This is a genomic window from Sinisalibacter aestuarii (assembly GCF_027923545.1).
Taxonomy (GTDB): domain Bacteria; phylum Pseudomonadota; class Alphaproteobacteria; order Rhodobacterales; family Rhodobacteraceae; genus Sinisalibacter; species Sinisalibacter aestuarii.
This window is the reverse complement of record NZ_BROH01000007.1, coordinates 171,084-192,992: the sequence shown is the minus strand read 5'-3', so window position 1 is coordinate 192,992 and position 21,909 is coordinate 171,084. Positions and strand designations below refer to the sequence as shown.

Annotated in this window: 23 protein-coding genes; 5 read left to right on the top strand and 18 right to left on the bottom strand. The window is 68.2% G+C overall.

Features of this window, described 5'->3' with window-relative positions; genetic code table 11:
* The 12 genes from QMG28_RS13155 to QMG28_RS13100 form a co-directional block, all read right to left on the bottom strand.
* Entirely contained in the window at positions 1 to 663 is a 663-nt protein-coding gene (locus tag QMG28_RS13155; protein WP_281842767.1) for an RcGTA-type gene transfer agent tail tape measure protein, read from the bottom strand.
* A 6-nt stretch (positions 664 to 669) separates the two neighbouring features.
* Positions 670 to 870, bottom strand: a complete 201-nt coding sequence (locus QMG28_RS13150) for a rcc01693 family protein (RefSeq protein WP_281842766.1) — start codon at positions 868 to 870, stop codon at positions 670 to 672.
* Positions 867 to 1,190 (bottom strand): gene transfer agent family protein, encoded by a 324-nt coding sequence (locus tag QMG28_RS13145; RefSeq protein WP_281842765.1) that lies wholly within the window; start codon positions 1,188 to 1,190, stop codon positions 867 to 869. Before QMG28_RS13145 ends, QMG28_RS13150 begins: the two co-directional genes overlap by 4 nt.
* A gap of 2 nt (positions 1,191 to 1,192) precedes the next feature.
* Positions 1,193 to 1,606: a phage major tail protein, TP901-1 family gene (locus QMG28_RS13140; protein ID WP_281842764.1), complete on the bottom strand. Its 414-nt coding sequence runs from the start codon at positions 1,604 to 1,606 to the stop codon at positions 1,193 to 1,195.
* Positions 1,607 to 1,634: 28 nt separating this feature from the next.
* Positions 1,635 to 2,045 carry a DUF3168 domain-containing protein gene (locus QMG28_RS13135; RefSeq protein ID WP_281842763.1) on the bottom strand — a complete coding sequence of 137 codons (411 nt, stop codon included), beginning with the start codon at positions 2,043 to 2,045 and terminating at the stop codon, positions 1,635 to 1,637.
* The gene (locus tag QMG28_RS13130) at positions 2,042 to 2,380 is read right to left on the bottom strand and encodes a head-tail adaptor protein (RefSeq protein ID WP_281842762.1); all 339 of its coding nucleotides are present in this window, start codon (positions 2,378 to 2,380) and stop codon (positions 2,042 to 2,044) included. Before QMG28_RS13130 ends, QMG28_RS13135 begins: the two co-directional genes overlap by 4 nt.
* The gene (locus QMG28_RS13125; RefSeq protein WP_281842761.1) at positions 2,377 to 2,970 is read right to left on the bottom strand and encodes a head-tail connector protein; all 594 of its coding nucleotides are present in this window, start codon (positions 2,968 to 2,970) and stop codon (positions 2,377 to 2,379) included. The genes QMG28_RS13130 and QMG28_RS13125 overlap by 4 nt, the downstream gene beginning before the upstream one ends.
* A 156-nt stretch (positions 2,971 to 3,126) precedes the next feature.
* Positions 3,127 to 4,311, bottom strand: a complete 1,185-nt coding sequence (locus QMG28_RS13120) for a phage major capsid protein (protein WP_281842760.1) — start codon at positions 4,309 to 4,311, stop codon at positions 3,127 to 3,129.
* Positions 4,308 to 4,889 (bottom strand): HK97 family phage prohead protease, encoded by a 582-nt coding sequence (locus QMG28_RS13115; protein ID WP_281842790.1) that lies wholly within the window; start codon positions 4,887 to 4,889, stop codon positions 4,308 to 4,310. Before QMG28_RS13115 ends, QMG28_RS13120 begins: the two co-directional genes overlap by 4 nt.
* Positions 4,890 to 4,944: 55 nt before the next feature.
* On the bottom strand, positions 4,945 to 6,123 hold the full coding sequence (locus tag QMG28_RS13110) for a phage portal protein (protein ID WP_281842759.1): 1,179 nt from the start codon (positions 6,121 to 6,123) through the stop codon (positions 4,945 to 4,947).
* A 184-nt stretch (positions 6,124 to 6,307) separates the two neighbouring features.
* On the bottom strand, positions 6,308 to 7,669 hold the full coding sequence (locus QMG28_RS13105) for a DNA-packaging protein (RefSeq protein WP_281842789.1): 1,362 nt from the start codon (positions 7,667 to 7,669) through the stop codon (positions 6,308 to 6,310).
* Positions 7,581 to 7,937 carry a hypothetical protein gene (locus tag QMG28_RS13100; RefSeq protein WP_281842758.1) on the bottom strand — a complete coding sequence of 119 codons (357 nt, stop codon included), beginning with the start codon at positions 7,935 to 7,937 and terminating at the stop codon, positions 7,581 to 7,583. The genes QMG28_RS13105 and QMG28_RS13100 overlap by 89 nt, the downstream gene beginning before the upstream one ends.
* Before the next feature lie 395 nt (positions 7,938 to 8,332).
* Between QMG28_RS13100 and QMG28_RS13095 the strand changes: the two genes are divergently transcribed.
* The 3 genes from QMG28_RS13095 to QMG28_RS13085 all read left to right on the top strand — a co-directional run bounded on the left by QMG28_RS13095 (position 8,333) and on the right by QMG28_RS13085 (position 14,475).
* The gene (locus tag QMG28_RS13095; RefSeq protein WP_281842757.1) at positions 8,333 to 11,221 is read left to right on the top strand and encodes a hypothetical protein; all 2,889 of its coding nucleotides are present in this window, start codon (positions 8,333 to 8,335) and stop codon (positions 11,219 to 11,221) included.
* Positions 11,222 to 11,314: 93 nt separating this feature from the next.
* A complete protein-coding gene (locus QMG28_RS13090) occupies positions 11,315 to 12,535 on the top strand; it encodes a PAS domain-containing protein (protein ID WP_281842756.1) in 1,221 nt (406 codons plus the stop codon).
* Positions 12,536 to 12,588: 53 nt separating this feature from the next.
* Positions 12,589 to 14,475 carry a monovalent cation:proton antiporter-2 (CPA2) family protein gene (locus tag QMG28_RS13085; protein WP_281842755.1) on the top strand — a complete coding sequence of 629 codons (1,887 nt, stop codon included), beginning with the start codon at positions 12,589 to 12,591 and terminating at the stop codon, positions 14,473 to 14,475.
* A gap of 6 nt (positions 14,476 to 14,481) precedes the next feature.
* Here the strand turns inward: QMG28_RS13085 and cobT are convergent, their stop codons facing one another.
* Complete coding sequence (gene cobT, locus QMG28_RS13080; protein ID WP_281842754.1) at positions 14,482 to 15,501, bottom strand: nicotinate-nucleotide--dimethylbenzimidazole phosphoribosyltransferase; 1,020 nt, start codon at positions 15,499 to 15,501, stop codon at positions 14,482 to 14,484.
* Between the two features lie 73 nt (positions 15,502 to 15,574).
* On the opposite strand from cobT, the gene cobS reads away from it, so the two are divergent.
* Positions 15,575 to 16,330 carry an adenosylcobinamide-GDP ribazoletransferase gene (gene cobS, locus QMG28_RS13075; protein WP_281842753.1) on the top strand — a complete coding sequence of 252 codons (756 nt, stop codon included), beginning with the start codon at positions 15,575 to 15,577 and terminating at the stop codon, positions 16,328 to 16,330.
* Positions 16,331 to 16,411: 81 nt separating this feature from the next.
* Here cobS and QMG28_RS13070 read toward each other — a convergent pair whose 3' ends face one another.
* The 5 genes from QMG28_RS13070 to QMG28_RS13050 all read right to left on the bottom strand — a co-directional run bounded on the left by QMG28_RS13070 (position 16,412) and on the right by QMG28_RS13050 (position 21,470).
* Positions 16,412 to 16,921, bottom strand: a complete 510-nt coding sequence (locus QMG28_RS13070) for a CarD family transcriptional regulator (RefSeq protein WP_281842752.1) — start codon at positions 16,919 to 16,921, stop codon at positions 16,412 to 16,414.
* A gap of 277 nt (positions 16,922 to 17,198) precedes the next feature.
* The gene (gene fdxA, locus QMG28_RS13065) at positions 17,199 to 17,531 is read right to left on the bottom strand and encodes a ferredoxin FdxA (RefSeq protein WP_281842751.1); all 333 of its coding nucleotides are present in this window, start codon (positions 17,529 to 17,531) and stop codon (positions 17,199 to 17,201) included.
* 51 nt (positions 17,532 to 17,582) lie between these two features.
* On the bottom strand, positions 17,583 to 17,936 hold the full coding sequence (locus QMG28_RS13060) for an RNA-binding S4 domain-containing protein (RefSeq protein WP_281842788.1): 354 nt from the start codon (positions 17,934 to 17,936) through the stop codon (positions 17,583 to 17,585).
* A 42-nt stretch (positions 17,937 to 17,978) separates the two neighbouring features.
* Complete coding sequence (locus QMG28_RS13055) at positions 17,979 to 20,900, bottom strand: helicase-related protein (protein ID WP_281842750.1); 2,922 nt, start codon at positions 20,898 to 20,900, stop codon at positions 17,979 to 17,981.
* Between the two features lie 18 nt (positions 20,901 to 20,918).
* Positions 20,919 to 21,470 carry a tetratricopeptide repeat protein gene (locus tag QMG28_RS13050; protein ID WP_281842749.1) on the bottom strand — a complete coding sequence of 184 codons (552 nt, stop codon included), beginning with the start codon at positions 21,468 to 21,470 and terminating at the stop codon, positions 20,919 to 20,921.
* Between the two features lie 148 nt (positions 21,471 to 21,618).
* Here QMG28_RS13050 and QMG28_RS13045 point away from each other — a divergent pair, with 148 nt between their 5' ends.
* Positions 21,619 to 21,909 carry an SCP2 sterol-binding domain-containing protein gene (locus tag QMG28_RS13045; protein ID WP_281842748.1) on the top strand — a complete coding sequence of 97 codons (291 nt, stop codon included), beginning with the start codon at positions 21,619 to 21,621 and terminating at the stop codon, positions 21,907 to 21,909.

Here is a 21,909-nt window from a genome sequence, read left to right as displayed (position 1 = left end):
TCAGTTGTAACGCTGGCCGCGCGCGATGGCCCGGCTCACCTCGGCCGCGATCTGGCCCTTCGAGCGGCGGAACCCTTCGGCATCCGGCGTCGAGATATTCATCGTCACGTTCACCGGCCGGCCGCCGCCCTGCACCTGCACCCCAAGCTTGCCATTGGCCCCGCGCGCCAGCGGCATGATCGCCTCCGGCCCCGCCTCGCCCATCAGCCCGGTGCCGCCGCGCATCGGAAAAGTCACCGGCCCCGAAACGATCCCGCCCCGCGCAAAGGGCATCACCCGCCCCTGGCTGAAGGCCGCGCCGTTTGCATAGGGCAAGAGGCTGTTCATCAGCCCGCCCACCGCCTCGGCCAGAAGCCCGCCCGCATGGTCGGTCACCGGCTTCACCGAAGCGTCGTAGACCGTGTCGATCATCGCCTGACGTACCGACTGGAGCGCGTCGCTCAACGTCAGGCTGCCATCCACCAGCCCATCCACCGCGCCTTTCAGCCCGCGCGAAAACCCGCCCGAGAGCACGCTCACATCGGTCGAGATTTCATCGACCGTCGCGCCCATCTTCTTCAGCTCGGCGCTGAAGGCCGCCGTCATCTCGCCCGCATCCTGCAAACTGCCCTTGAGCGAGGCCATTTCGTCGTCGAACCCGTCGAGGAACTCCAGATCAGCCATGTCCCGTTACTCCGTATCCTGCCCCGACCCGTGGTCGGGAAATGCCCGCGCCAGCTCTTCCAGCCGCGCCCGGCCCAGCGGCGATTCCGCCCCGTCCCGGCCCAGCAGCACCAGCAGCTCCGCCGGGGTCAGCGCCCAGAACTCCGCCGGTTTCAGCCCCAGCCCGCGCAACCCCAGCCGCATCAGCCCGGCCCAGTCGAACCTCACTGTTCGGCCTCCGCCGGGCCGAAAGCCCGCGCCAGCAACTGCCCCGCCGCCTGCGCCGCCGCCACCGGCCCGCCGGCGATCTCGGCGGCCAGCAGATCGCCCGCACTCCCCCGCCAGCCGCCACCACGCAGCCCCGCCACGATCAGCGCCAGCACGTCGCGGGTGGAGAAATCCCCGCCCTCGAACCGCTCCACCAGCGCCACCAGCGAGCCCGTCTCAAGGCTCTCCTCCAGCTCCGCCAGCGCGCCGAGGGTAAGCTTCATCACCCGCCGCTCGCCGTCGATCACCAGCGCCACCTCGCCCGCCCAGGGATTTGCCATGCTCAGAGCGCCGTGAAGTCGAGCGCGCCCGCCGAGGCCATCGACAGCTCATAGCTCGCCTCGCCGTTATAGCTGCCCGCATAGTCGATCGAGGCGATCATGAACGGCCCCTCGATGATCCCGAAATCGGGCACGATCACCTGAAAGCGCGGCACCTCGCCGTCGAAGAAGATCTGCCGCGCCCGCTCGTCGGTGGCCGCATCGCGAAACACGCCCGAGCCCGAGATCGCCGCCGATTTCACCCCCGCGCCGCCGAGCAATTCACGCCAGCCGCCCTGGCTTTCGAGGCTGGTCACATCCACCGTCTCGGCGTTGAAGCTGATCCGCGTGGCCCTGAGCCCCGCGATGGTTTCGAAAGAGCCCGCATTATCCATGTCGAGCTTGATGAGAAGATCCTTGCCGTTCTGCGCGGTCATGGTGAAAACTCCGTTTGAGAATAAGTTGTTAGCTGTCCTGCACCCGGGCGCGGAACTTCAGGTCGATACGACGCATATCGGCGTCCTGAACCCGGCGCGCCCGCGCGCGGTAGAAGTTGAGATAGACCAGCGCGCCGCGCGCGAGCGGCAGTTCGGCATCCACCAGCGCATCCGACACCGCCGTTGCCACCTCCTTCGCGGTCGAAAACCCCGCCGCATCGGTCACCACGCTCACGGTGATCTCGTGCAGCGCGCCATGCCCGGTCTTGTCCGACGCCTCGCGCACGTCCTCGGGGCCAAGGCTCACATAGGTGCCCGAGACGATCCCCGGCGGCACCGCGTCATAGATCGCCCCCGCCACCAGCCCGCCCAGCACCGGATCGGCCACCAGCGCCTGATACACCGCCTGTTGCAGCGCCACCGCCACGCCATAGCTCATTGGCTCACCTCCTCTTGCGCGAAACAGCTCAGGTACTGCGCGCCCGCATCCGCCTCGGTGACGGCGAGAATGCGAAACACCCGTTGCCCGGCGCGAAACCGCTGCTCCGGCACGGGGCGCGAAGGCGCGCCCTCCGGCGCCGCCCGCACCGTGATGCGCAAGGGCAGCGTCGCCACGGTCATGAGTTCCACCGCCCGCTCGCGCCCCGCCCCCGGCCTGATTTCGGCCCAGAGCGTGCCCAGCACCTCCCAGGTGGTGGCAAAGCCCCCGGCCCCGTCCGGCAGCCGCACCGGCGCTTCCAGCACCAGCTTTCGGTTCAACACCGGCCCTTTCACGCCGCACCTCCGCCAAACAGCCGCACATTGCGCCAGCGCGCCATCAGCGCCTGCGCCGCCTGCGGCAGCGCCTCGCCCGCCCCGGTCCCCCGGTTCTCGTAGAATTGCGCGGCAAGGAGCAAAACGGCCTGCGCCAGATCGGCGGGCACCGCCTGCCAGTCCGGGCCAAACCCGGCCTCGAAGCCGATCACCGCGCGCCCGCCCACCGGGATCACCGGCAGGCTCAGCCCCGCCGCCACCAGCGCCGGGCGGTGCAGATCTGTCTCCAGCCGGTAGCGCGTAGACGCGATCGCCTCCTCCTGGTCGTGGCGGTCGAGGATGCTGAGGCCGGTGATCGCGCGCACTGGCGCGACGGGCAGCACCTGCCGGGCAAGATCGCGCCAGGCGGTCACGCTCCAGCTGAAGCTGCGCGCGATCAGCGCCTTGCCGGTGCGCGCCTCCACACTGGCCAGTGCCGCGCGCAGATAGGCGTCCAGCACCTCGTCCTGCACCCCGTCATCGGCAAACCCGGTGCCAAGCCGCAGGTGGTCCTTGAATTGCGCGACCGGAAGCGCCGTGCCCGGCACCGGGGTCTGCTCGGTTAACATCATGGTTCTTCTCCGAAATTCGGGCCCCTCGCATCGCGGGTGAGGTGGGCGCGCCGCCAGCGTCGCTCGGACGGAGGGGAGCAGCTAGACAACGCCGGCCATCCGGCGCGCCCACCATCCGCGCCCGCCAGAAGCAGGCGCGGAGCCGGTCGCCGGGCCTCAGGAGGCCGACAGTTTCATCAGCTTGATCGCGGCAAAGTCGCTCACATCGCCGCCGACGCGCTTGGTGGCGTAGAACAGCACATGCGGCTTGGCCGAGAACGGATCGCGCAGGATGCGGGTATCGGGGCGCTCGGCCACGGTGTAGCCGGCAGCGAAATTGCCAAACGCGATGGGTGTGGCATCTGCGCCGATATCGGGCATGTCCTCGGCGATCAGCACCGGATAGCCCATCAGCCGCGCGGGTTCCCCCGCCGCCAGACCGTCCGACCACAGGAAGCGGCCATCGAGATCCTTCATCTTGCGCACCGCGCCCGCCGTCTTCGAATTCATCACGAAGGAGGCGCCGGCACGGTATTCGGCATCGAGCGCATAGACGAGATCAATGACCGTATCGGCATCGAAATCGCCCGACACGCCGGAGGCGACATAGCCCAGCGCCCCCCAGACCCAGGCCGCATTCGCCACGGCCGGGTGGGTGAGGAAGCCGGTGGGCTTGTCCACCCCGTCGCCATTGATGAAGGCATCGGCTTCAGCGCGGGCGAATTTGTCGGCGATCCGGCCCGCCAGCCAGCTCTCGATGTCAAAGGCGGCATCGTCGAGCAGGCGTTGGCTGGCCTTAGGCAGCGCCGACAGCTCGTGCAGCGGGATCGAGATCCGCTCGATGCTCGGCGTCGAGGTCTCGCTCACCGAGCCGGACTCGGTGGCCCAGCCGCTGCCCACCTCGCCGTGGTCGATCAGCACGTCATAGGAGGTGGCCTCCACCTTCACCACATTGGCGATGGCGCGGATCGAGGCGGTGGAGGAAAGCACGCTGGCGATGCTCGCCGCCGTCTCCGGATCGACGAGATAGCCGCCATCCGAGGCCACGGCGGTATTCAGCGCCTTGCCTTCCAGGTGCAGCCCGCGCAGCCCGTCATCATCGCCCGAGCGCAGATAGGCTTCAAACGCTTTCTTGTGCGGCGCATCAAGGTCGTGCCCGGCCGCAAGCGCCGGGCGCACAGTGGTGAGGTTTTTCCGATCCAGCATGGTCAATCGCTCTTCCTGGTTGTTGATCCGTTTGTGAATGTCGTCGTGAAATGCTTTGATATCGCTGATGAAACCGGCCAGCGCGGTCTTCACCTCCGCAGTCGGCGCCGGCAGGGCAGCGGCCCCGTTCTGAGCGGTATTCGCCTCGTTGCTCATGATTTGTCCTCCACAGGGGTCAGATCGCTGGCGCGGAACCCGTCGGCCAGCATCCGGCGCGCGCCGTCAAAAACGCCCGCCAATTCGCGCAAGGCACACGCCTCCGGGCTCTCGCCCTTGGCCCCCACCCGCGCACTCGGCAGCATCGGGAAGGTGACAAGCGACACCTCCCAAAGCTCCAGCTCGGTCAAGAGCCGCCGGCCCTTGTCGTCCTTCGTGGCCTTCACCGTGCGGTAGCCGATGGAGAGCCCGTCAATCGCCCCCGCCCCGATCAGCGCCGCCGCCTCGCGCCCCTTCGCCACATCGGCGAGGATACGGCCCTTCACGAACAGCCCCCGCCCGTCCTCGCGCACCTCGTCCCAGACGCCGATGGGCTGGGCCGGATCGTGCTGCCAGAGCATCTTCACCTGCCCACCCCGGGCCGCGAGCGCGGCGAGCGAGCGGGCATAGGCTCCCGGCGAAACGATATCGCCGCCCCGATCCACCTCGCCGAAATAGCTCGCATAACCTTCGATCTTCAGCCCGTCGGCCACCGCTTCCGTGTCGCCCAGCGCCACGAACTTATGTTCAAGGCCCATCTCGTTGAAATCGCCCATGTTCTTTCCTTGTTTCATGATCGGAACAGCCCCCGGATCAGGCCCCGCCCAGCTTCGGCAGCCCCAACAGCCCCCGCTTTTCGTCCTCAGTCAGAAAATCCGCCGCGCTCACCCGCGCCCATTGCTGGTCGCGCTCCGCCGCCAGCGCCGGCACCTGGTCGAGATCGGGCTTCAGCGCCACCGCCTCGCCGGAGAAGCCGCCCAGCCAATGGCCGAGCGCCGCGCTCACCTTGCTCACCAGCGGCAGCACCGTGAGCCGGTAGAAGGCCCGGTTGGCCTCCTGATAATTGGCGTAAGTCATGTCGCCGGGGATGCCGAGCAGCATCGGCGGCACGCCGAAAGCGGTAGCAATCTCGCGCGCGGCGGCTTCCTTGACCTTCTGAAATTCCATATCCGAGGGGCTGAACCCCATCGGCTTCCAGTCCAGCCCGCCTTCCAGCAGCATCGGCCGCCCGGCATTGCGCGCGCCCATGTGATAGGCTTCCATCTCCGCCAGCAGCCGGTCGTATTGCTCGGGCGAAAGCGTGCCTTCCCCGTCGGCCCCGGAATAGACGATCGCCCCCGAGGGCCGCGCCGCATTGTCCAGTAGCGCCTTGGACCACGCCGAGGCGGCATTGTGCACGTCGATCGCGGCGGCGGCAGCCTGCAGCGCCGACAGACCGTAATGGTCGTCCTGCGGGTGGAACGCCTTGATATGACAGATCGGCGCCGCGCCCTCGCCCAGCGTAAAGCGGTGCCTCTTCGCCCCCACCGTGTAATCGTAAGCCACCGGCCAGCCATCCGGCCCCGGCACCAGGCTCATCCGGTCCGAGCGCAGCACATGCAGCTCCGCCGGCACTCCCGTCTCGCCGCCTACCGCTTCCACATAGGCATTGCCCGAGAGCAGGATCTGCCCGAACAGCGCCTCGAACAGCTCGGCGCGGCCCTGAAGCGGGTTGGGCCGGGCGATCAGATCGAGCACCGGATGGGCCTCGAACCGCGTCGTGGCGTCCTGCAGCACGAGCGGCAGCGCGGCGGCGGCCTCGGCGATCAGCTTGACGGCCCGAAAGCCCACCGGGTTACCGGCAAACCCGGCGCGCGTCAGGCTCGCCGTGTCGCGCGGGCTCCAGGCCACCCGGCCCGAGCCGGCATAGGCGATCACCGGGCCGGTGGCCGATGCCTTCGCCTCCGGCGCACCCGCCGCCCCATCCCGCCTGAAAAAGTCAAACATCGCCATCCCGTCTCGCTCCTCGTCTCGCCTGTCCGGGCCGGCGCGCCGGCACAGCCCTCCCGCCCGGCCAGGGCGCATCGCCCCGGCCGCCGCTCGTCTCATCTCATTCGGTGTCGCGCCTGCCCTGGCATCACCGCCGGGGCTCAATGTCGCGATGGGGGCACTTTCCCACCGCCGGTTAAAAAAGTGTTTAACCCAGCGCGCGCAGCTGCGGATTGCCACTCCGTTTGCGCGCCGGCACGATCAGCACTTCGTGAATCGCCCAGACCAGCGCATCCACCCGGTCCGGGCTGCCCTTACCCTCGTAGCCATGCGCCGTCATCCGGCACATCTGGTCTTCCAGATCGGCCAGCCCGCGCAGATGCTTCACCCGTCCCTGCTCGTAAAGCGCCGCCACCGGCTCGGCCCGCGCCACCTTGCCCTTGCTCGCGCGCACCGCGCGAAACGGCACCAGCGGGTCGATCTGGCGGATCAGCTCTTCCACCAGATCGCCGCCCTGGTTGACCTCTGCCACCAGCCGCTCCGCCCCGTGCTGCTCCATCGCCGCCAGCGCCGCCTCGGCCCAGACCGTGGGCCTGACCGCCGGCAGGCTCGCATCCTCCAGCACCACCGCCTGCCACTCCCGTGGGCCGCCCCTTGTCACCACGCCCACCACGACGATCCCCGCCTCGTCCGAGCCCTTGTGCCCGGTCACCGGCGGATCGACCGCCACCACCACCCGGTCGAAGTCCGGCGCGATATCCAGCCGCGCCGCCTCCAGCCCCGCCGAGGTCCACAGCGCCCCTTCGGCGTCCTCGATCAGCAGCCCTTCCAGCTCCTGCCGCCCCTGCCGGGTGCCGCCGTAGCGCGCCTGCACCTCCGCCAGAAAGCTCCGCGCCAGATTCGCCCGGTTTGCTTCGGTCGGCGCATGGGTCGTCACCGTCGAGGGATTGGCGAGGATCGCCTTCAGGATGCCCACATTGCGCGGCGTGGTGGTGATCACCTGCTGCGGATGCTCGCCCAGCCGCAGGCCGAATTGCAGCATGTCCCAGGCCTCTTCGGCCTTCTTCCACTTCGCCAGTTCGTCAACCCAGGCGGCATCGAATTGCGGCCCCCGCAGCGCCTCCGGCTCATGCGCCGAAAACACCTGCGCCACCGCGCCGTTAGGCCAGACCAGCCGCCGCCGTGTCGCCTCCCAGACCGGGCGGCGGTCCGGCGGCGAACAGGCGAGGATGCCACTGTCGCCAAACACCATCACTTCGCGCGCCTGATCCAGCGTCTCACCCACCAGCGCCACCCGGGCGGCGCGGCCCGGATCGCCCGGCCGCGCCCCCTCTACCTGCATTCGCACCCATTCGGCCCCGGCGCGGGTTTTCCCCGCGCCGCGCCCGCCCATGATCACCCAGGATCGCCAGTCGCCCTCCGGCGCAAGCTGATGCTCCAGCGCCCAGAACTCCCACAGCCACGGCAGCGCCAGCAGCGCCTCATCCGTCAGCCCCTCCAGAAACGCCGTCCGCTCCACCACGCTCGCGGAGGCGATCAAGTCTGCGCCCGATCTCAGCGCGCGCCGCATCGAGGTCGAGCCCCGCGCCGCCGCCGGATGTGTCACCAAGTTTGCCATCGAGTTTGTCAATGCGCTGCCTTTCGTCAAATACGGTCTGGATTGCCTTGCGCAGATCGGCGGCAAGAGCCTTCGCCTTGCCCTGCGCCCCGTCCTGCCGGGTTTCGATCTCGCCGATCACCTCATCCAGCGCGGCGAGCACCCGTGTCAGGTTGCGGGCCGCCAGTCCGAGCATCTCGGCGTGATCGTTGTCCTGTTGATCCGGGCCTTTTGTGTTCATTCTTCTTGTTTTTGCCTCTCTGTTTGCCCTCCGCGCCGGACATGAAAAAACGGCCGCGGCGAAAACGCCGGGCCGTTGAGTCAGATCTTCTAGCTTGGCAGAATAGCTACCCTGAGGCGTTCCAAAAGTCAATCTCACCCGCTCTGGTTGCGTTCTGGCGGTTTACACAAAATCAACGCCGCGCGACCAAATCCCCCGCGCCGCGCGCCGCGCCGCCAACCGCGAAATTCCCCGCCTTTCCCATATGTTCGCCGCCGTTCCCCGCGTGAATCGGACGGAACCCGCCAAGTGCCCGCAACCGCCCGGCTTGGTCTTTCCTTGTCCGTCTGACTGCGATAGGTTCCAACACGCGCCCGGAGCCCCGTGGCGCGGGGGACGTGTACGGCCGTTAGCTTATGAAACCGAATTTCGCGCTCGATCTCAGCCATGAGGGCATCAACCTTCTGCACCGCTCCAAGGGCGGGTGGACGCTGGTGGGCTCCGTCGCGCTGGACGATCCCAACCTGAGCAGCAACCTCGAAGAGCTGCGCCGCTCGGCGGCAATGCTGGAAAGCGGCGGCTTCACCACCAAGGTGATCGTCCCCAACAGCCAGATCCTCTACACCACCCTCGCCGCCCCCGGCCCCGACGACATTGCCCGCGAAGTCCAGATTCGCGCGGCGCTCGACGGGCTGACGCCCTATCCGGTAGGCGATCTGGTCTTCGACTGGCGCGCCCAGGGCGACGAGGCCCGGGTCGCCGTACTGGCGCGTGAGACGATGGACGAGGCCGAGGCTTTCGCCGCCGACTACAAATTCAACCCGGTCAGCTTCGTCGCCCGCCCGCCGCGCGGCGAGTTTTCCGGCGAGCCCTTCTTCGGCAAAACCCGCGCCGCCACCCGCCTGCTCGCGCCCGGCGAGCGGATCGAGCCGGATGCCAGCCCGGTGCCGCAAAACCCGAAGGCCAAGGAGCTTCCCGCCGAGGCCCGGATTGACACGCCACAGGACGACATGGCGCCGCCCGCGCCGGAGCCTGCCCCCGAGCCTGAGCCGGTCGAAACACCCGCCGCGCCGGGGCCGGACCTCGACGATCCCTTTGCCGAACTCGACAAGCTCGCCGCCGAACTGTCGGGTGACGGCGAAACCGGCGCCGCGGCGGACCCCGCACCAAAGACCCCGCCCCGCCCCAAACGCAAGGCAGACGACACACCCCGCGTGGCCGCCCCGGTGCTTGCCCCCTTCCCGCCCACGCCGGACGACGAAAGCAGCAAGCCGCGGCCCTTCATGCCGCAGCCCGAAGCCAAGGCGAAGCCTGCCAAACCCAAGCCCGCGCCAAAGGCCGACGAACCCCGCTTCGTCCCCCCCGCGCCGCCCGCCGACGAAGCGATTACCGAGGATACGGCCTCCGTGGCGCCCGGCCCGACTGAGAGCGATACAGGCCCCAGCGAACCGGTCCCGTCTTTCAGCAGTATCCGCCATACGGATGACAGCAAGGCGGGCAACGACGCCTCCGCCAACCGCCTCGCCGGGCTGAGCCCGCGCATCGGCGCGGTCGACACCGACGACGATGCCGACAGCGCCGCGCCGCGCATTCCGCCCGCCCCGGTGCCCTCGCATGACCGGATTCGCGCCGGCATGGCCGATGCGCTGTCCAAACCCCTGCCACGCCCCGGCAAATCGCCCGAGCCCGAGCCGAAGGGCTCCGGCCTCTTCGCCCGGCTCTCCGGCTCCGCCAGCACGGCGGCGGAACGCGCCGGCACCGCCATGCGCGACCGCAACGCGCGCCGCACCGAAGAAAAGGCCGCAGCCGCCGAGGCAAGGGCAGCCGAAGCGGCGCAAGAGGCAGCGGTTGCGGAAGCCAGACCGGCGCCGGAGCCGAAACCCCCCAAGCCCGAGCGCAAAGGCCGCTTCGGCCTCAAGCGCCCCCCGACCGAGGCCGATACACGGCGCAGCCGCGAAGCCGAGGCGATGACCGTTTTCGGAGCGCGCCGCGCGCAGACCACTACATCGCGGCCGAAATACCTTGGCCTGATCCTGACGCTCGTGCTCCTGCTGCTGATGGCCGCCATCGCACTCTGGTCCACCTTCCTGGTCGATGACGGCGAGGTCAGCCTGTTCAACCCCGGCCCCGGGGTCGCCACCGAAACCGCCGATGCGGAAGCGCTGCCGACGCCCGAAGACGAGGCCGTCGCCGATGAGGGGGCGGAAGCCGTTTTCGCCAATACCGCCGAGGTGCTCTCGCCCGAGGCTGCCGAGGCGCGCTATGCCGCGACCGGAATCTGGCAGCGCGCGCCCGATGCCCCGAGCCCGCCCGAATCAACCCGGCTCGATCAGCTCGATATCGCCGGCCTCGCCCCGGTCGAGCCGAGCCGCCCGCCCGCTTCCCTGCCCGAACCCGCAGACGGCGGTTTGCGCGAGGCGGCGCTGGCCGATCCGGTGCCGCCCCCGCCGCCCGGCACCACCTTCGACCTCGACGCCGACGGTCTCGTCGTCGCCACGCCGGAGGGCGCGCTCAGCCCCGCCGGCATTCTGGTCTATTCCGGCCGCCCCGCCGTGGTGCCCCCGGCGCCGCCCGCCGGGCTGTTCCCCGAAGCGATCACCGAGCCCGCACCGGACCCGGCCGCCGAAATCGTGCCGGAGGCCGAAACCGAAGCCGAAGCCGCCGACGCCCAGCCGATTGCCGCGCTCGACATTCCGCGCACCCGGCCGCGCGCGCGCCCCGCCGATCTGGTCCCGCCGCCGGCCGAGGAAGGGGCCGTCGCAGACGGCACCACCCCGGATGGCGACGCCCAGCTCCTGCGCCCCAACGCCCGCCCCGACGACGCGCTGCCCGAAACCGATACCGCCGCCATCGACGCCGCGATCGAAGACGTGGTGCAGGCCGCGCTCGTCAACCCGACCGAACTGGCCGTTGTGGCCTCTGCCGTGCCGAGCCACAGGCCCTCGAATTTTGCCACCATCGTCGATTCGGCCATGGCCAGCGCCTCCGATGGCTCCGCTGTGGTCGCCGCATCTGCCCCCGCGGCCGCAGCGGCGACCGTCACCCCCGCCATTCCCACCAGCGCCTCCGTCGCCACCCGCGCGACCACCGAAAACGCGCTGAACCTGCGCGAGATCAACCTGATCGGCATCTATGGCAGTTCGAATTCCCGCCGCGCCCTCGTCCGGCTGAAAACGGGCCGCTACGTCAAGGTCGAGGTCGGCGACCGGCTCGATGGCGGCCAGGTCACCTCGATCTCGGCCAACCGCCTGACCTATCAGAAGGGCAGCCGCACTTACGCGCTTGAAGTTCTGCCGCTGGGCTGAGGCCGGACCAGGCTTAACCGCACGGTAACCGCTCTGCCCTATGCAGGGGCTGCGGGGCGATGACGCGCTTCGCCGATCCAGCGGAGTTGGCCCGTGAGTTTTGTCGAAAAGCGCAAGGAATTCCGCCCGGCGCGGGGCGAGGCCCCGTTCGGGCTGGACGAGGTGTTCTTCTCGCGCACCGATCCGCGCGGCGTGATCCAGGCGGGCAATTACGTGTTCCGCCGCGTCGCCGCCTATGAGTGGAGCCAGTTGATCGGTGCCCCGCACAAGGTCATCCGCCACCCCGACATGCCGCGCGGCGTCTTCTGGCTGATGTGGAACCGGCTACAGGCCGGCCAGCCAATCGGCGCCTATGTCAAGAACCGCGCACAGGACGGCCTGCATTACTGGGTCTACGCCGTGATCGCCCCGATCGACGGCGGGTATCTGTCGGCCCGTATCAAACCCACCAGCGCCCTGCGCGACCGGATCGAACGGGAATATGCCATGCTGCGCGCCGCCGAGCGCGACGATGGCCTGACGCCGGAAGCCAGCGCCGAACGCCTCTGCGCGCGCCTCGGCGAGCTGGGCTTCCCCGATTACGAAACCTTCGCCGCCCACGCTCTGGGCGAAGAGCTTCTTGAGCGCGACCGCGGCCTGTCGCTGCCCGGCGATCCGCGCATGTGCGCGCTGCGCATGATGCGCGACGCCGCCAGTCACCTGGTCGACGAAACCGCCGCGCTCAGCAAGGAATTCCGCGCCATGCGCACCATCCCGCACAACATGCAGGTGCTCGCCTCGCGGCTCGAACCCACCGGCGGCCCGGTTTCGACCCTGTCGATGAACTACCGCGCGATCTCGCACGAAATGTCCGACTGGTTTGCGCAGAACGTGGTCGGCTCCGGCGCCACCTTCACCCGGATTCTCGGCACCGTCTACAGCTCGATGTTCCTCGAAGGCATGGCGCGGATTCTGCGCGAGAGCGATCAACAGCTCCAGATCGAGCGCCGCGCCCTCGGCACGCTCGACATCCAGGCCGAGCGCCGCATTCAGGCCGAGCAGGCGGCGTTGTTCACCGCGCGGTCACGGACCGGGCTCGCGCAGGTGCGAGACGAGGCCGGGCGCATCCTGCGCGCCTGCGAGGTGATGCAGCGCCATGTTCTCGGCCTCTCCTCCACCCGCGTGCTGTGCAAGATCGAAAGCCGCCGCACCGCCGGCGCGCAAGACGCGCTGTCGGGCATCATCGGCCAGCTTGGCGATTTTCAGGAACGCATCACCGTCCGGCTCGAACGGATCGAGGCCGAGTGCCGTCAGATCCTGGCGCGCACCGGGTAGCGCGGCGGGCATGCCGGCTTGCCAAACCGGCCCCCGGTTGCGATATCGCCTGTATGGAAAGCTTCCTGCTCGATGCCACGATCTACCTTGCCGCCGCCGTGATCGCCGTTCCGATCGCGGCGCGTCTCGGCCTGGGGTCGGTACTGGGCTACCTGCTTGCGGGCCTGGTCATCGGCCCGATCACCGGCATCGCCTCGTCGGCCACCGCAGATCTGCAGCATTTCGCCGAATTCGGCGTGGTGATGATGCTGTTCCTGATCGGTCTCGAACTCGAACCGCGCACGCTCTGGGCCATGCGCCACAGGCTGATGGGGCTTGGGGGCCTGCAGATCCTGCTCACCACCGGGGTGATTTTCGTCGCCGTCATGGCGCTCGGTCAGGGCTGGCAAACCTCGCTCGCCGTCGGTATGACGCTGGCGCTCTCCTCCACCGCCATCGTGTTGCAGACCCTCAGCGAAAAAGGCCTGATCCAGACCGCAGGCGGGCGCAGCACCTTCTCGGTCCTGCTCACCCAGGATATCGCCGTCATCCCGATGCTGGCGCTCCTGCCGCTTCTGGCCATCGCCCCCACCGAAGCGGCCGACACGCTCAAGCACAGCGGCGAAACCGCCACCTTCAGTCTGGTCGAGGGCCTGCCGGGCTGGGGTGTCACCCTCGTCACCCTCGGCGCGGTGGCGGCGGTGATCTTCGGCGGGCGCTACCTCATCCGGCCGCTGTTTCGCTACATCGATTCAGCGCGCCTGCGCGAAATGTACACCGCCTTCGCCTTGCTGATCGTCGTCGGCATCGCCGTGCTGATGGATCTTGTCGGCCTCTCGCCGGCACTTGGCACCTTTCTCGCCGGGGTGATCCTCGCGGGCAGCGAGTTCCGCCACGAGCTGGAGACCGACATTCAGCCCTTCAAGGGCCTGCTGCTGGGGCTGTTCTTCATCACGGTCGGCGCCGGGATCGACCTTGTGGGCTTCCTCGCCGATCCACTGCGCCTGCTCGCTCTCACACTCCTGCTGATGGCCGGCAAGGCCGCCGTGCTGGCCATCCTCGGGCGCGCCTTCGGGCTGCGGCGGCGCGATCACTGGCTGTTCACGCTGGGGCTGGCGCAGGCCGGGGAGTTCGGCTTCGTCCTGATCACCTTCGCGCTGCAACAGGGTGTGGTCACCGAGCCGATCGGCGCCGATCTTCTCACCATCATCGCCCTGTCGATGCTGCTCACCCCGCTCGCCTTCATCGCGCATGACCTGCTCAGCCGCCGCCGGCAGGAGCGTACCGAAGTGCCCGAAGCCGACGAGATCGACGAACAGCACCGTATCATCATCGTCGGATCGGGCCGGTTCGGACAGGTGGTCAACCGCCTCGTGCGCTCCGCCGGGTTCGAGACCACCCTGCTCGACCACGATCTCAAGCGCGTCCAGTTCATGCGCCGCCTCGGGGTCAAGACCTTCCTTGGCGACACGACCCGGATCGACCTGCTGCGCGCCGCAGGGCTGGCCACGGCGAAGATTCTCGTCATCGCGATCAACAACCCTGAAGGCGCGGTGAATATCGTGCGTCAGGCCAAGCGGATGAACCCCGATGTGCTGGTCATCGTCCGCGCCCGCGACCGCGCCCATACCTACGAGCTGTTGCAGGCGGGGGCCGATCACGTGGTGCGCGAACTCTTCGACAGTTCCCTGCGCGTCGGCCGCTACGTGCTTGAAAACGTTGGCTTGTCTGAATACGAAGCAGCACAGGCCGAGAAGATCTTCTACCAGCACGACCGGCACACGATCCGCGAGTTGCGCGAGCTGTGGAAGCCCGGCGTGCCGACATCGGAAAACCAGGCCTATCTCGACCGCGCGGTCCAGCTCGAACACGATATTCAGTCTGCCCTGCTCACCCAGCTCATGACCGACGATGCGCTGGAGCGCGAACAGGCCGCCCGCGACGCCGAGGGCGATACCTGAAGCGTTTCAACCGTCCGACACGCCCGCTTCCGCGAAGGTCGCCATGCCGGAATGGCAGGCGACCGCGCCCCTGAGCACACCGATCGCCAGCGCCGCGCCCGAGCCCTCGCCCAGCCGCATCCCCAGCGACAGAAGCGGCGCCTTGCCGAGCGCGCCCAGCACCCGCCCATGGCCCGGCTCTTGCGAGACATGTCCGGCCACCGCATGATCCAGCGCCCCCGGCACCGCCCGCTCCAGCGTGGCGGCCGCCGTGCTGCAGATGAACCCATCCAGGATCACCGGAATCCGCTCGATGCGGGCGCGGGCAATCGCCCCCGCCATCGCCGCCAGTTCTCGCCCGCCAAGGCAGCGCAACGCCTCCAGCGGGTCACCCACTGCACCCGGATTGGCGGCAAGCCCCTCGGCCACCACACCCGCCTTCAGCGCAAGCCCGGTATCGTCCACCCCGGTGCCGCGGCCCACCCAATCCTCCGGCGCACCGCCAAACAGCGCATGGGCCAGCGCGGCAGCGGAGGTGGTGTTGCCGATGCCCATCTCGCCGGTCACCAGCAGATCGGCGCGCGGATCGACCGCCACCCAGCCCGCGGCGAGCGCCGCCACCAGCTCCGCCTCACTCATCGCCGCACCTTGGGTAAAATCCGCCGTCGGCCGGTCAAGCTCCAGCGCCACCACATCCATCGTCGCGCCGAACGCCTTGGCCAGTTGGTTGATCGCCGCCCCCCCGGCGTTGAAATTCGCCACCATCTGCACCGTCACCTCGGCGGGAAAGGCCGAAACCCCGCGCGCGGTCACGCCATGATTGCCAGCAAAAACAATGACCTGCGGCGCATCAATCTGCGGCCGCGCGTCACCACGCCAGCCCGCATACCAGATCGCCAGATCTTCCAGCCGCCCCAGCGCCCCCGGTGGCTTGGTCAGCTGACCATTGCGCGCCGCCGCCCCGGCCCGTGCCGCCTCGTCCGCGCCGGGCGCATCGCTCAGAAGCGCGCGAAACGCCTCAATGGTCGAAAACGGGGCCTGCGCCATCACATGTCTCCTGTTGAACCAACCGTCCGTCCCCATTACCGAATGAGACGGAAAGGCAAAACCGGAAACCGCCATGTCAGACCCGAAACCCGACCTCGCCCGCCCCGGCGACATCGCCGAAGCCCTCGCCCTGCTCACCCGCCTGCCAGTCCGCGCCGGCCCGCCCCGCGGCGCCGCTGCCGCCTGGGCCTGGCCGTTGGCCGGGCTGGCCGTGGCCCTGATCGCCGGTCTGGCCGGCTGGATCGCCCTCGCCTTCGGCGTGCCGGTGGGCGTTGCCGCCGGGCTGGTGCTCGCCGCACAGATCGCCGCCACCGGCGCGTTGCATGAAGACGGGCTTGCCGACAGCGCCGACGGGCTCTGGGGCGGCCATGATCCTGCCCGGCGGCTCGACATCATGAAAGACAGTCATATCGGCTCCTATGGCGTGCTGGCGCTCGGGCTGTCGCTGCTGCTGCGCTGGTCGGCACTCAGCGCGCTCATTGGCGCGGGCTGGCTCTTTGCCCCGCTGATCGCCGCCGCCGCCCTGTCGCGCGCGCCAATGGCGGTGCTCGCCGCCGCCCTGCCCAATGCGCGCGGCTCCGGCCTTTCGTCGCATGTCGGCGCGCCCGATCAGGCCACCGCCACGCTCGCCGTTGCTCTCGCCGCGCTGCTGGCCCTGCTCGCGGTCGGCTGGGCGATGCTCGCGCCGCTGTTCTGGGTGGCGCTTGCCGGGATCGCCATTGCCGCACTCGCCAGAGCCCGCATTGGCGGGCAGACCGGCGACATCCTCGGCGCAAGCCAGCAGCTTGGAGAGATCGCCGCACTCGCGGCCCTCGCTTCGGCGCTGTAGCCCGGACCTCTGCCAGGAACGCGGCTCAAACGAAAACCGCCGTCCCAAAGGACGGCGGTTTCTATCCCTGTCCGGGGCCGGTCAGGCGGCGCGCGAGGTCAGCACGTCATCGACCTTCTTCTGCGCCGCAATCTCGTCGCCACCGGCCACGGCAGCCACTTCGCGCGTCAGCCGCTCCAGCGCCGCTTCGTAAAGCTGGCGCTCGGAATAGCTCTGCTCGCGCTGATCGTCGTTGCGGTGAAGGTCGCGCACCACTTCGGCGATCGAGATCAGATCGCCCGAGTTGATCTTCTGTTCGTATTCCTGCGCACGGCGCGACCACATGGCCCGCTTCACCCGCGCCTTGCCCTTGAGCGTGTCCATCGCCTTCGAAACGATATCGGGGCTCGACAGCCCACGCATCCCCACCTCGGTCGCCTTGTTGGTCGGCACCCGCAGGGTCATCTTGTCTTTTTCGAACGAGATCACGAACAGCTCAAGCGAAAGACCTGCGATTTCCTGCTCCTCGATCGAGATGATCCTGCCCACCCCATGCGCAGGATAGACGACGAACTCATTAGGGCGGAAATCCAGCTTTTTGGCCTTGCTCATATGTTTATTTGTCCTTTTGCAATTCCCGGACAGCCAGGATCACAGGCGTCAGAAAAAACCGGTGGCGGGCCTGGCCTGCCACTCATACATTTTCATCTTCCAGTGTTTATGCGCGCCAAATGGTGCAGCCCCAACCAACGCGCTCAGGCCTCCGGTTCCATACCGAGAATGGAATATAACACAGAATCACCGGAGAATCAAAACACCGCTGCAGCGCGGCAAGCGCCGCTCCGGTCTGTCGGCCAGTTTCGGCGCCGGCCCCGCACCATGCTCCGCCTCAGCCGCCGGCTTTCTCGGAGAAGTACTTCTCCAGCTTACCATCTTCGCCGTCACGCTCCTCGGCCTCGGGCAGCGGGTCTTTCTTCGACACGATGACCGGCCACATCTCCGCATATTTGCGGTTGAACTCGACCCAGGCGGCGGCTTCCGGCTCGGTATCGGGGCGAATCGCGTCCGCCGGGCATTCCGGCTCGCAGACGCCGCAATCAATGCATTCGTCCGGGTGAATCACCAACATGTTCTCGCCCTCGTAGAAGCAATCCACGGGGCAAACTTCCACGCAGTCGGTGTATTTGCAGGCGATGCATTTGTCGTTGACGATATAGGTCATGGGTCACCCCGAAAGCCGTTGACTCAAGTTTAGCTAACCGGCTTGACCGGATCATTCAAGCTGAGAGGGATCAAAAAGCCGGGCGTTGCGACGATCTTTCCCACTCGGCCTGCCCTTGCCCTCGTAGCGCGGGGCGGCAGGGGCAGGATCGGACGGCGGCGAGAGGTCTTCGTAAAGCGTCTGCGCCTCTGACGCCGGGCCGCGCCGCGCGCTCAGGCCCAGCACCTTCACCACCCGGATGCGGCGGCCTTGCGGAAAGGTCAGCACATCGCCCGGCCCCACCGATTGCGCCGGCTTGTGCACCTTCGCGGCATTCACCCGCAGATGCCCGCCCGAGATCACTTTGGCCGCCAGCCCCCGCGTCTTGAAGAAACGCGCATGCCACAGCCACTTGTCGGCGCGCATCGTGGCGCGCGGCGTTTTCGGCTCGGCGGGAGCCTGCGCCACCTACTTCTTGTCCTTCAGCCCCATCAGCGCCGCGGCGAAGGGGTTGTCGGGGTCGATGGCCTTTTCCTTGCGTGGCGGACGGGCTTCGAAGTTCTGTGCCTTACCGCCACCGCCCTTCGGGCCGCCCTTGGGCCGGCGCGGTTTGCCGCCCTTGGCGCCACCGCCGCTCTGCTGGCCGCGCGGCTTGCCGCCCCGGCCACCGCCGCCACCGCCCTGGCGCATGCCAAAACCGCCCCAGGTGAAGGTGAAAAATACTTCCGGCCCGTCGCCCGGCCCGATATTGGTCTCGGCCTCGCTGACGCCCTGCGCGCCGGGATGCGGCTCGGTTTCGTCATCGTCGTCCACATCCGGCTGCGCCTCGACCGAGGAAAAGCCGGAGCCTTCCAGATGGTCGACATGCAGATGTTTGGAATGGCCTGCACCATCGGCCTCGGGGATCGCCTCGACCTCGCTCACGCCATGTTCGCCCGGATGCGGCTCCGGCGGACGGTCGGCCCAGGGCTGGGCCTCGGCTTCCGAATAGCCGGTGGAACCGGCATCGTGATCGGCAGGCTTGGTCTTGGCGCGCTCGCCCCGGTCGGCCTTGTAGCCAAGGCCCTGCATCAGATCGGCGAATTGCTCCAGCGTCATGCCGGTGATCGACAGCATGTCGGGGTTGGCCTCGAAGCCGCCCCGGCTGTCCTGCGCGCGCAACTGGTCGGCCAGCCGCTCCAGCATGTCGATGCGGATCGCCCGCGCGCCGGCGGGACGATAGCCCGACAGCGCATAGACCTCGTGGTCGATCCCGTCGACGACCGGGATCGTCACCAGCCCCGCCGGCGGCGCCTCGGCGAATTCCGCCGCGCCGCTCGTCAGCCCCCAAAGCACCAGCCTGAGCCGCGTCGGTGCGGGCTTGAGCAGCGCGGGCAGGAAAATGGTGAACTGGCCAAAGCGCACGCCATGCTTGCGCAAGAGCCCGCGCGCATCCTGATCGAGCGCCTTCACGTCCTGCGCCACCTTGTCGCGCGGGAGGATCCCCATCGCCTCGACAAGCTGGAAGCCGAAGCCGCGCGCCAGCCCGGTCAGCCCCTCGTCCTTCTGGATCGTGACAAGCGGCTCGAACAGCGCGGCCACCTTGCGGTCGATGAAATGCTGCAGCCGGCGGGCCACCTTCTCGGCCACCTCGGTGCCGGCCTCCTCGTCGACAAAGGCCTCGACGCGCGGCTTGAGCGCATCGTCGCCCTTCACCAGCTTGCCGATTGCGTGTTCGCCCCACATCAGCCCGCCCTGCTCGGTGAAATCCAGCTCGGTATCGGGCGCGTTGTAGAACCGGTCGGCGCGCAGCGAGAATTCCGGCGCCAGCGCGCTCACCGCGGCGGCGCGCAGGGTCTTGGCCTCTTCCGGACTTGCCGACGCATCCTGCCGGAACCGAAACCCTTCAAGACGGCCCAGCGCTTCGCCTTCCACCGTCACTTCGCCCTTGTCGTTCACCTCGGCCACAAGGCTCTCCTTCTGCTTCAACCGCCGGAGCAGCACGCTGGTCCGCCGGTCAACAAATCTCTGCGTCAGCGCGGCGTGAAGCGCATCCGACAGGCGGTCTTCTACCGCACGTGTCTCGCCACGCCAATGGTCAACATCGGCCAGCCAGCCATTCCTTTGCGCGACATATGTCCACGTCCGGATATAGGCCAAACGTTTCGACAGCGTGTCAATATCGCCGGCCGGCCGGTCGATCCGGGCCACATGCCCGGCAAACCAGTCTTCGGGCACCTGCCCGTGCTCGTGCAGATCGCTGTAGATCTTCGCCAGCAGGCTTGCATGTTCGGCATGGCTGATGCCACGAAAATCGGGGATGCGGCACACATCCCACAAGAGCCGCACCGAGGGGCCGTCGGAGGCGCGGGCGCGGATCACGTCATCTTCGGCCAGCGCCTTCAGCGCCATCAGGTCATCGGCCTCGCGCGCCTTGACCAGCCATTCGTCGTCAGGGCTCTGCTCAAGCGTGCGGATCAGCGCATCGACGGTGCCGAAGGTCAGATCGGAATTGCGCCAGTTGAGCTTTTTGAGCGGCGTAAAGCGGTGCTCCTCGATGGCGGCGATCACCTCCGCCTCCAGCGGCGGCGCCTCGCCCGTCACGCCAAAGGTACCATCCGAGCGATAGCGCCCCGCCCGGCCCGCGATCTGCGCCAGCTCGTTGGGCGCGAGCCGCCGCATCCGCCGCCCGTCGAACTTAGAAAGCGCCGAAAAAGCGACGTGGTTCACGTCGAGGTTCAGCCCCATGCCGATCGCGTCGGTGGCAACGAGGTAATCCACGTCGCCGTTTTGATACATCGCCACCTGCGCATTGCGGGTGCGCGGGCTGAGCGCGCCCATCACCACCGCCACGCCACCCTTCTGACGGCGCATCAACTCGGCGATGGCATAGAGATTATCCACTGAAAACCCGACGATAGCACTACGTGGCGGCATCCGGCTCGTCTTCTTCGATCCGGCATAGCCAAGCGCGCTGAACCGCTCGCGCCGCATGAACTGCGCCCCCGGCACCAAAGCGGCAATCGCCCCGCGCATCGTCTCGGCGCCGAGAAACAGCGTCTCATGGGTGCCGCGCGCTTTCAGCAGCCGGTCGGTGAACACATGCCCGCGCTCGGGATCGGCGCAAAGCTGGATCTCGTCGACGGCCAGAAAATCGGTGCCCAGCCCCTCCGGCATCGCCTCGACGGTGCAGACCCAGTATTGCACCCGGTCGGGCACGATCCGCTCTTCGCCGGTGACCAGCGCCACCACGCCCGGCCCCCGCACCTCAACGATCCGGTCATAGACCTCGCGCGCCAATAGCCGCAGCGGCAGGCCGATCACGCCGCTGCGGTAGCCGAGCATCCGCTCTATGGCATAGTGGGTCTTGCCCGTATTCGTGGGGCCCAGAACCGCGGTGATCCGCGACATGCCGCCTCCTGCCCGAGGTCAGATCGTTTCGCCCTGAAGCTCTTCATCAAGGCGTTCCATCGCCTCTCTTAGATCGGGCTGGTGGGGATGTATAGCAAGCGCGGCCCCATAGGCACGCACTGCGCCCTCGGCATCGCCGGTTTCCTCAAGGATCAGACCAAGCCCGGTCAGCGCCCCGAAATGGCGCGGCTCCAGCGTGAGCACCCTGGCGATATCGGCCATGGCCGGGCCGACCAGCCCGGCCTGATAATAGGCGGTCGCCCGCGCATTGTAGCCCTCGGCGAAGTCGGGCGCATTGTCCACCAGCGCGGTCAGATGCTCGATGGCGGCATCGAACTGGTCGGCGGCCAGCGCCTCGCGCCCGCGCTCCAAGAGATAATCCATCGCCGCTGACCCGGAGCGCGACCACAGATCCCAGATCCGGTCCTCGATCCGCGCCCAGTGGGCCGCATCGCCCGTCTCGTCGCCACGAAGCGCCTCGAACAGCCGGTCCAGCTCGTCGCCATCCTCAGCCAGCGCCGGGGCGGCGAGGCCGAGAAAGACCGCGAAGAGAACTGCAAACCGTGCCATGCGCCGAGCCTAGCGCAAGCACCCCCGGTTTGCCCATCACCTTCGCGTGGGCGATATCCTTGCGTCACTTTCCGCAATTGCGGTTCCGCGCCGCCGCGCCAGACGTTAAGGTCGCGCCGAACCCGATGATCTCGCAAGGGAGCCTGAGATGAGCGATGTAATCGAAGCGGCGGTTGCCGCGCTGAACGAAAAACTTGGCGGCAGCGGTTTCGACGCCGTGGCGAAATTCGTGCTCGACGGTGTCGGCGCGATCATGGTCGACGGCGCCGGCGCCCGCGCGGGCGACGACGAGGCCGACGTGACCCTGACCGCCTCGCCGGACGTGTTCGAATCCATGCTCGGCGGCGATCTGAACCCCACCGCCGCCTTCATGTCGGGCAAACTCTCGGTGGACGGCGACATGGGCGCGGCGATGCGCCTCGGCGGCCTGCTCGCCTGA

Bases quoted from the DNA above. Each gene is read 5' to 3' on its own strand.
- QMG28_RS13155 (WP_281842767.1), bottom strand. From the start codon at position 663: ATGGCTGATCTGGAGTTCCTCGACGGGTTCGACGACGAAATGGCCTCG.
- QMG28_RS13145 (WP_281842765.1), bottom strand. From the start codon at position 1,190: ATGGCAAATCCCTGGGCGGGCGAGGTGGCGCTGGTGATCGACGGCGAG.
- QMG28_RS13140 (WP_281842764.1), bottom strand. From the start codon at position 1,606: ATGACCGCGCAGAACGGCAAGGATCTTCTCATCAAGCTCGACATGGAT.
- QMG28_RS13135 (WP_281842763.1), bottom strand. From the start codon at position 2,045: ATGAGCTATGGCGTGGCGGTGGCGCTGCAACAGGCGGTGTATCAGGCG.
- QMG28_RS13125 (WP_281842761.1), bottom strand. From the start codon at position 2,970: ATGATGTTAACCGAGCAGACCCCGGTGCCGGGCACGGCGCTTCCGGTC.
- QMG28_RS13120 (WP_281842760.1), bottom strand. From the start codon at position 4,311: ATGAGCAACGAGGCGAATACCGCTCAGAACGGGGCCGCTGCCCTGCCG.
- QMG28_RS13115 (WP_281842790.1), bottom strand. From the start codon at position 4,889: ATGGGCCTTGAACATAAGTTCGTGGCGCTGGGCGACACGGAAGCGGTG.
- QMG28_RS13110 (WP_281842759.1), bottom strand. From the start codon at position 6,123: ATGGCGATGTTTGACTTTTTCAGGCGGGATGGGGCGGCGGGTGCGCCG.
- QMG28_RS13105 (WP_281842789.1), bottom strand. From the start codon at position 7,669: ATGCGGCGCGCGCTGAGATCGGGCGCAGACTTGATCGCCTCCGCGAGC.
- QMG28_RS13100 (WP_281842758.1), bottom strand. From the start codon at position 7,937: ATGAACACAAAAGGCCCGGATCAACAGGACAACGATCACGCCGAGATG.
- QMG28_RS13095 (WP_281842757.1), top strand. From the start codon at position 8,333: ATGAAACCGAATTTCGCGCTCGATCTCAGCCATGAGGGCATCAACCTT.
- QMG28_RS13085 (WP_281842755.1), top strand. From the start codon at position 12,589: ATGGAAAGCTTCCTGCTCGATGCCACGATCTACCTTGCCGCCGCCGTG.
- cobT (WP_281842754.1), bottom strand. From the start codon at position 15,501: ATGGCGCAGGCCCCGTTTTCGACCATTGAGGCGTTTCGCGCGCTTCTG.
- cobS (WP_281842753.1), top strand. From the start codon at position 15,575: ATGTCAGACCCGAAACCCGACCTCGCCCGCCCCGGCGACATCGCCGAA.
- QMG28_RS13070 (WP_281842752.1), bottom strand. From the start codon at position 16,921: ATGAGCAAGGCCAAAAAGCTGGATTTCCGCCCTAATGAGTTCGTCGTC.
- fdxA (WP_281842751.1), bottom strand. From the start codon at position 17,531: ATGACCTATATCGTCAACGACAAATGCATCGCCTGCAAATACACCGAC.
- QMG28_RS13060 (WP_281842788.1), bottom strand. From the start codon at position 17,936: ATGCGCGCCGACAAGTGGCTGTGGCATGCGCGTTTCTTCAAGACGCGG.
- QMG28_RS13055 (WP_281842750.1), bottom strand. From the start codon at position 20,900: ATGTCGCGGATCACCGCGGTTCTGGGCCCCACGAATACGGGCAAGACC.
- QMG28_RS13050 (WP_281842749.1), bottom strand. From the start codon at position 21,470: ATGGCACGGTTTGCAGTTCTCTTCGCGGTCTTTCTCGGCCTCGCCGCC.
- QMG28_RS13045 (WP_281842748.1), top strand. From the start codon at position 21,619: ATGAGCGATGTAATCGAAGCGGCGGTTGCCGCGCTGAACGAAAAACTT.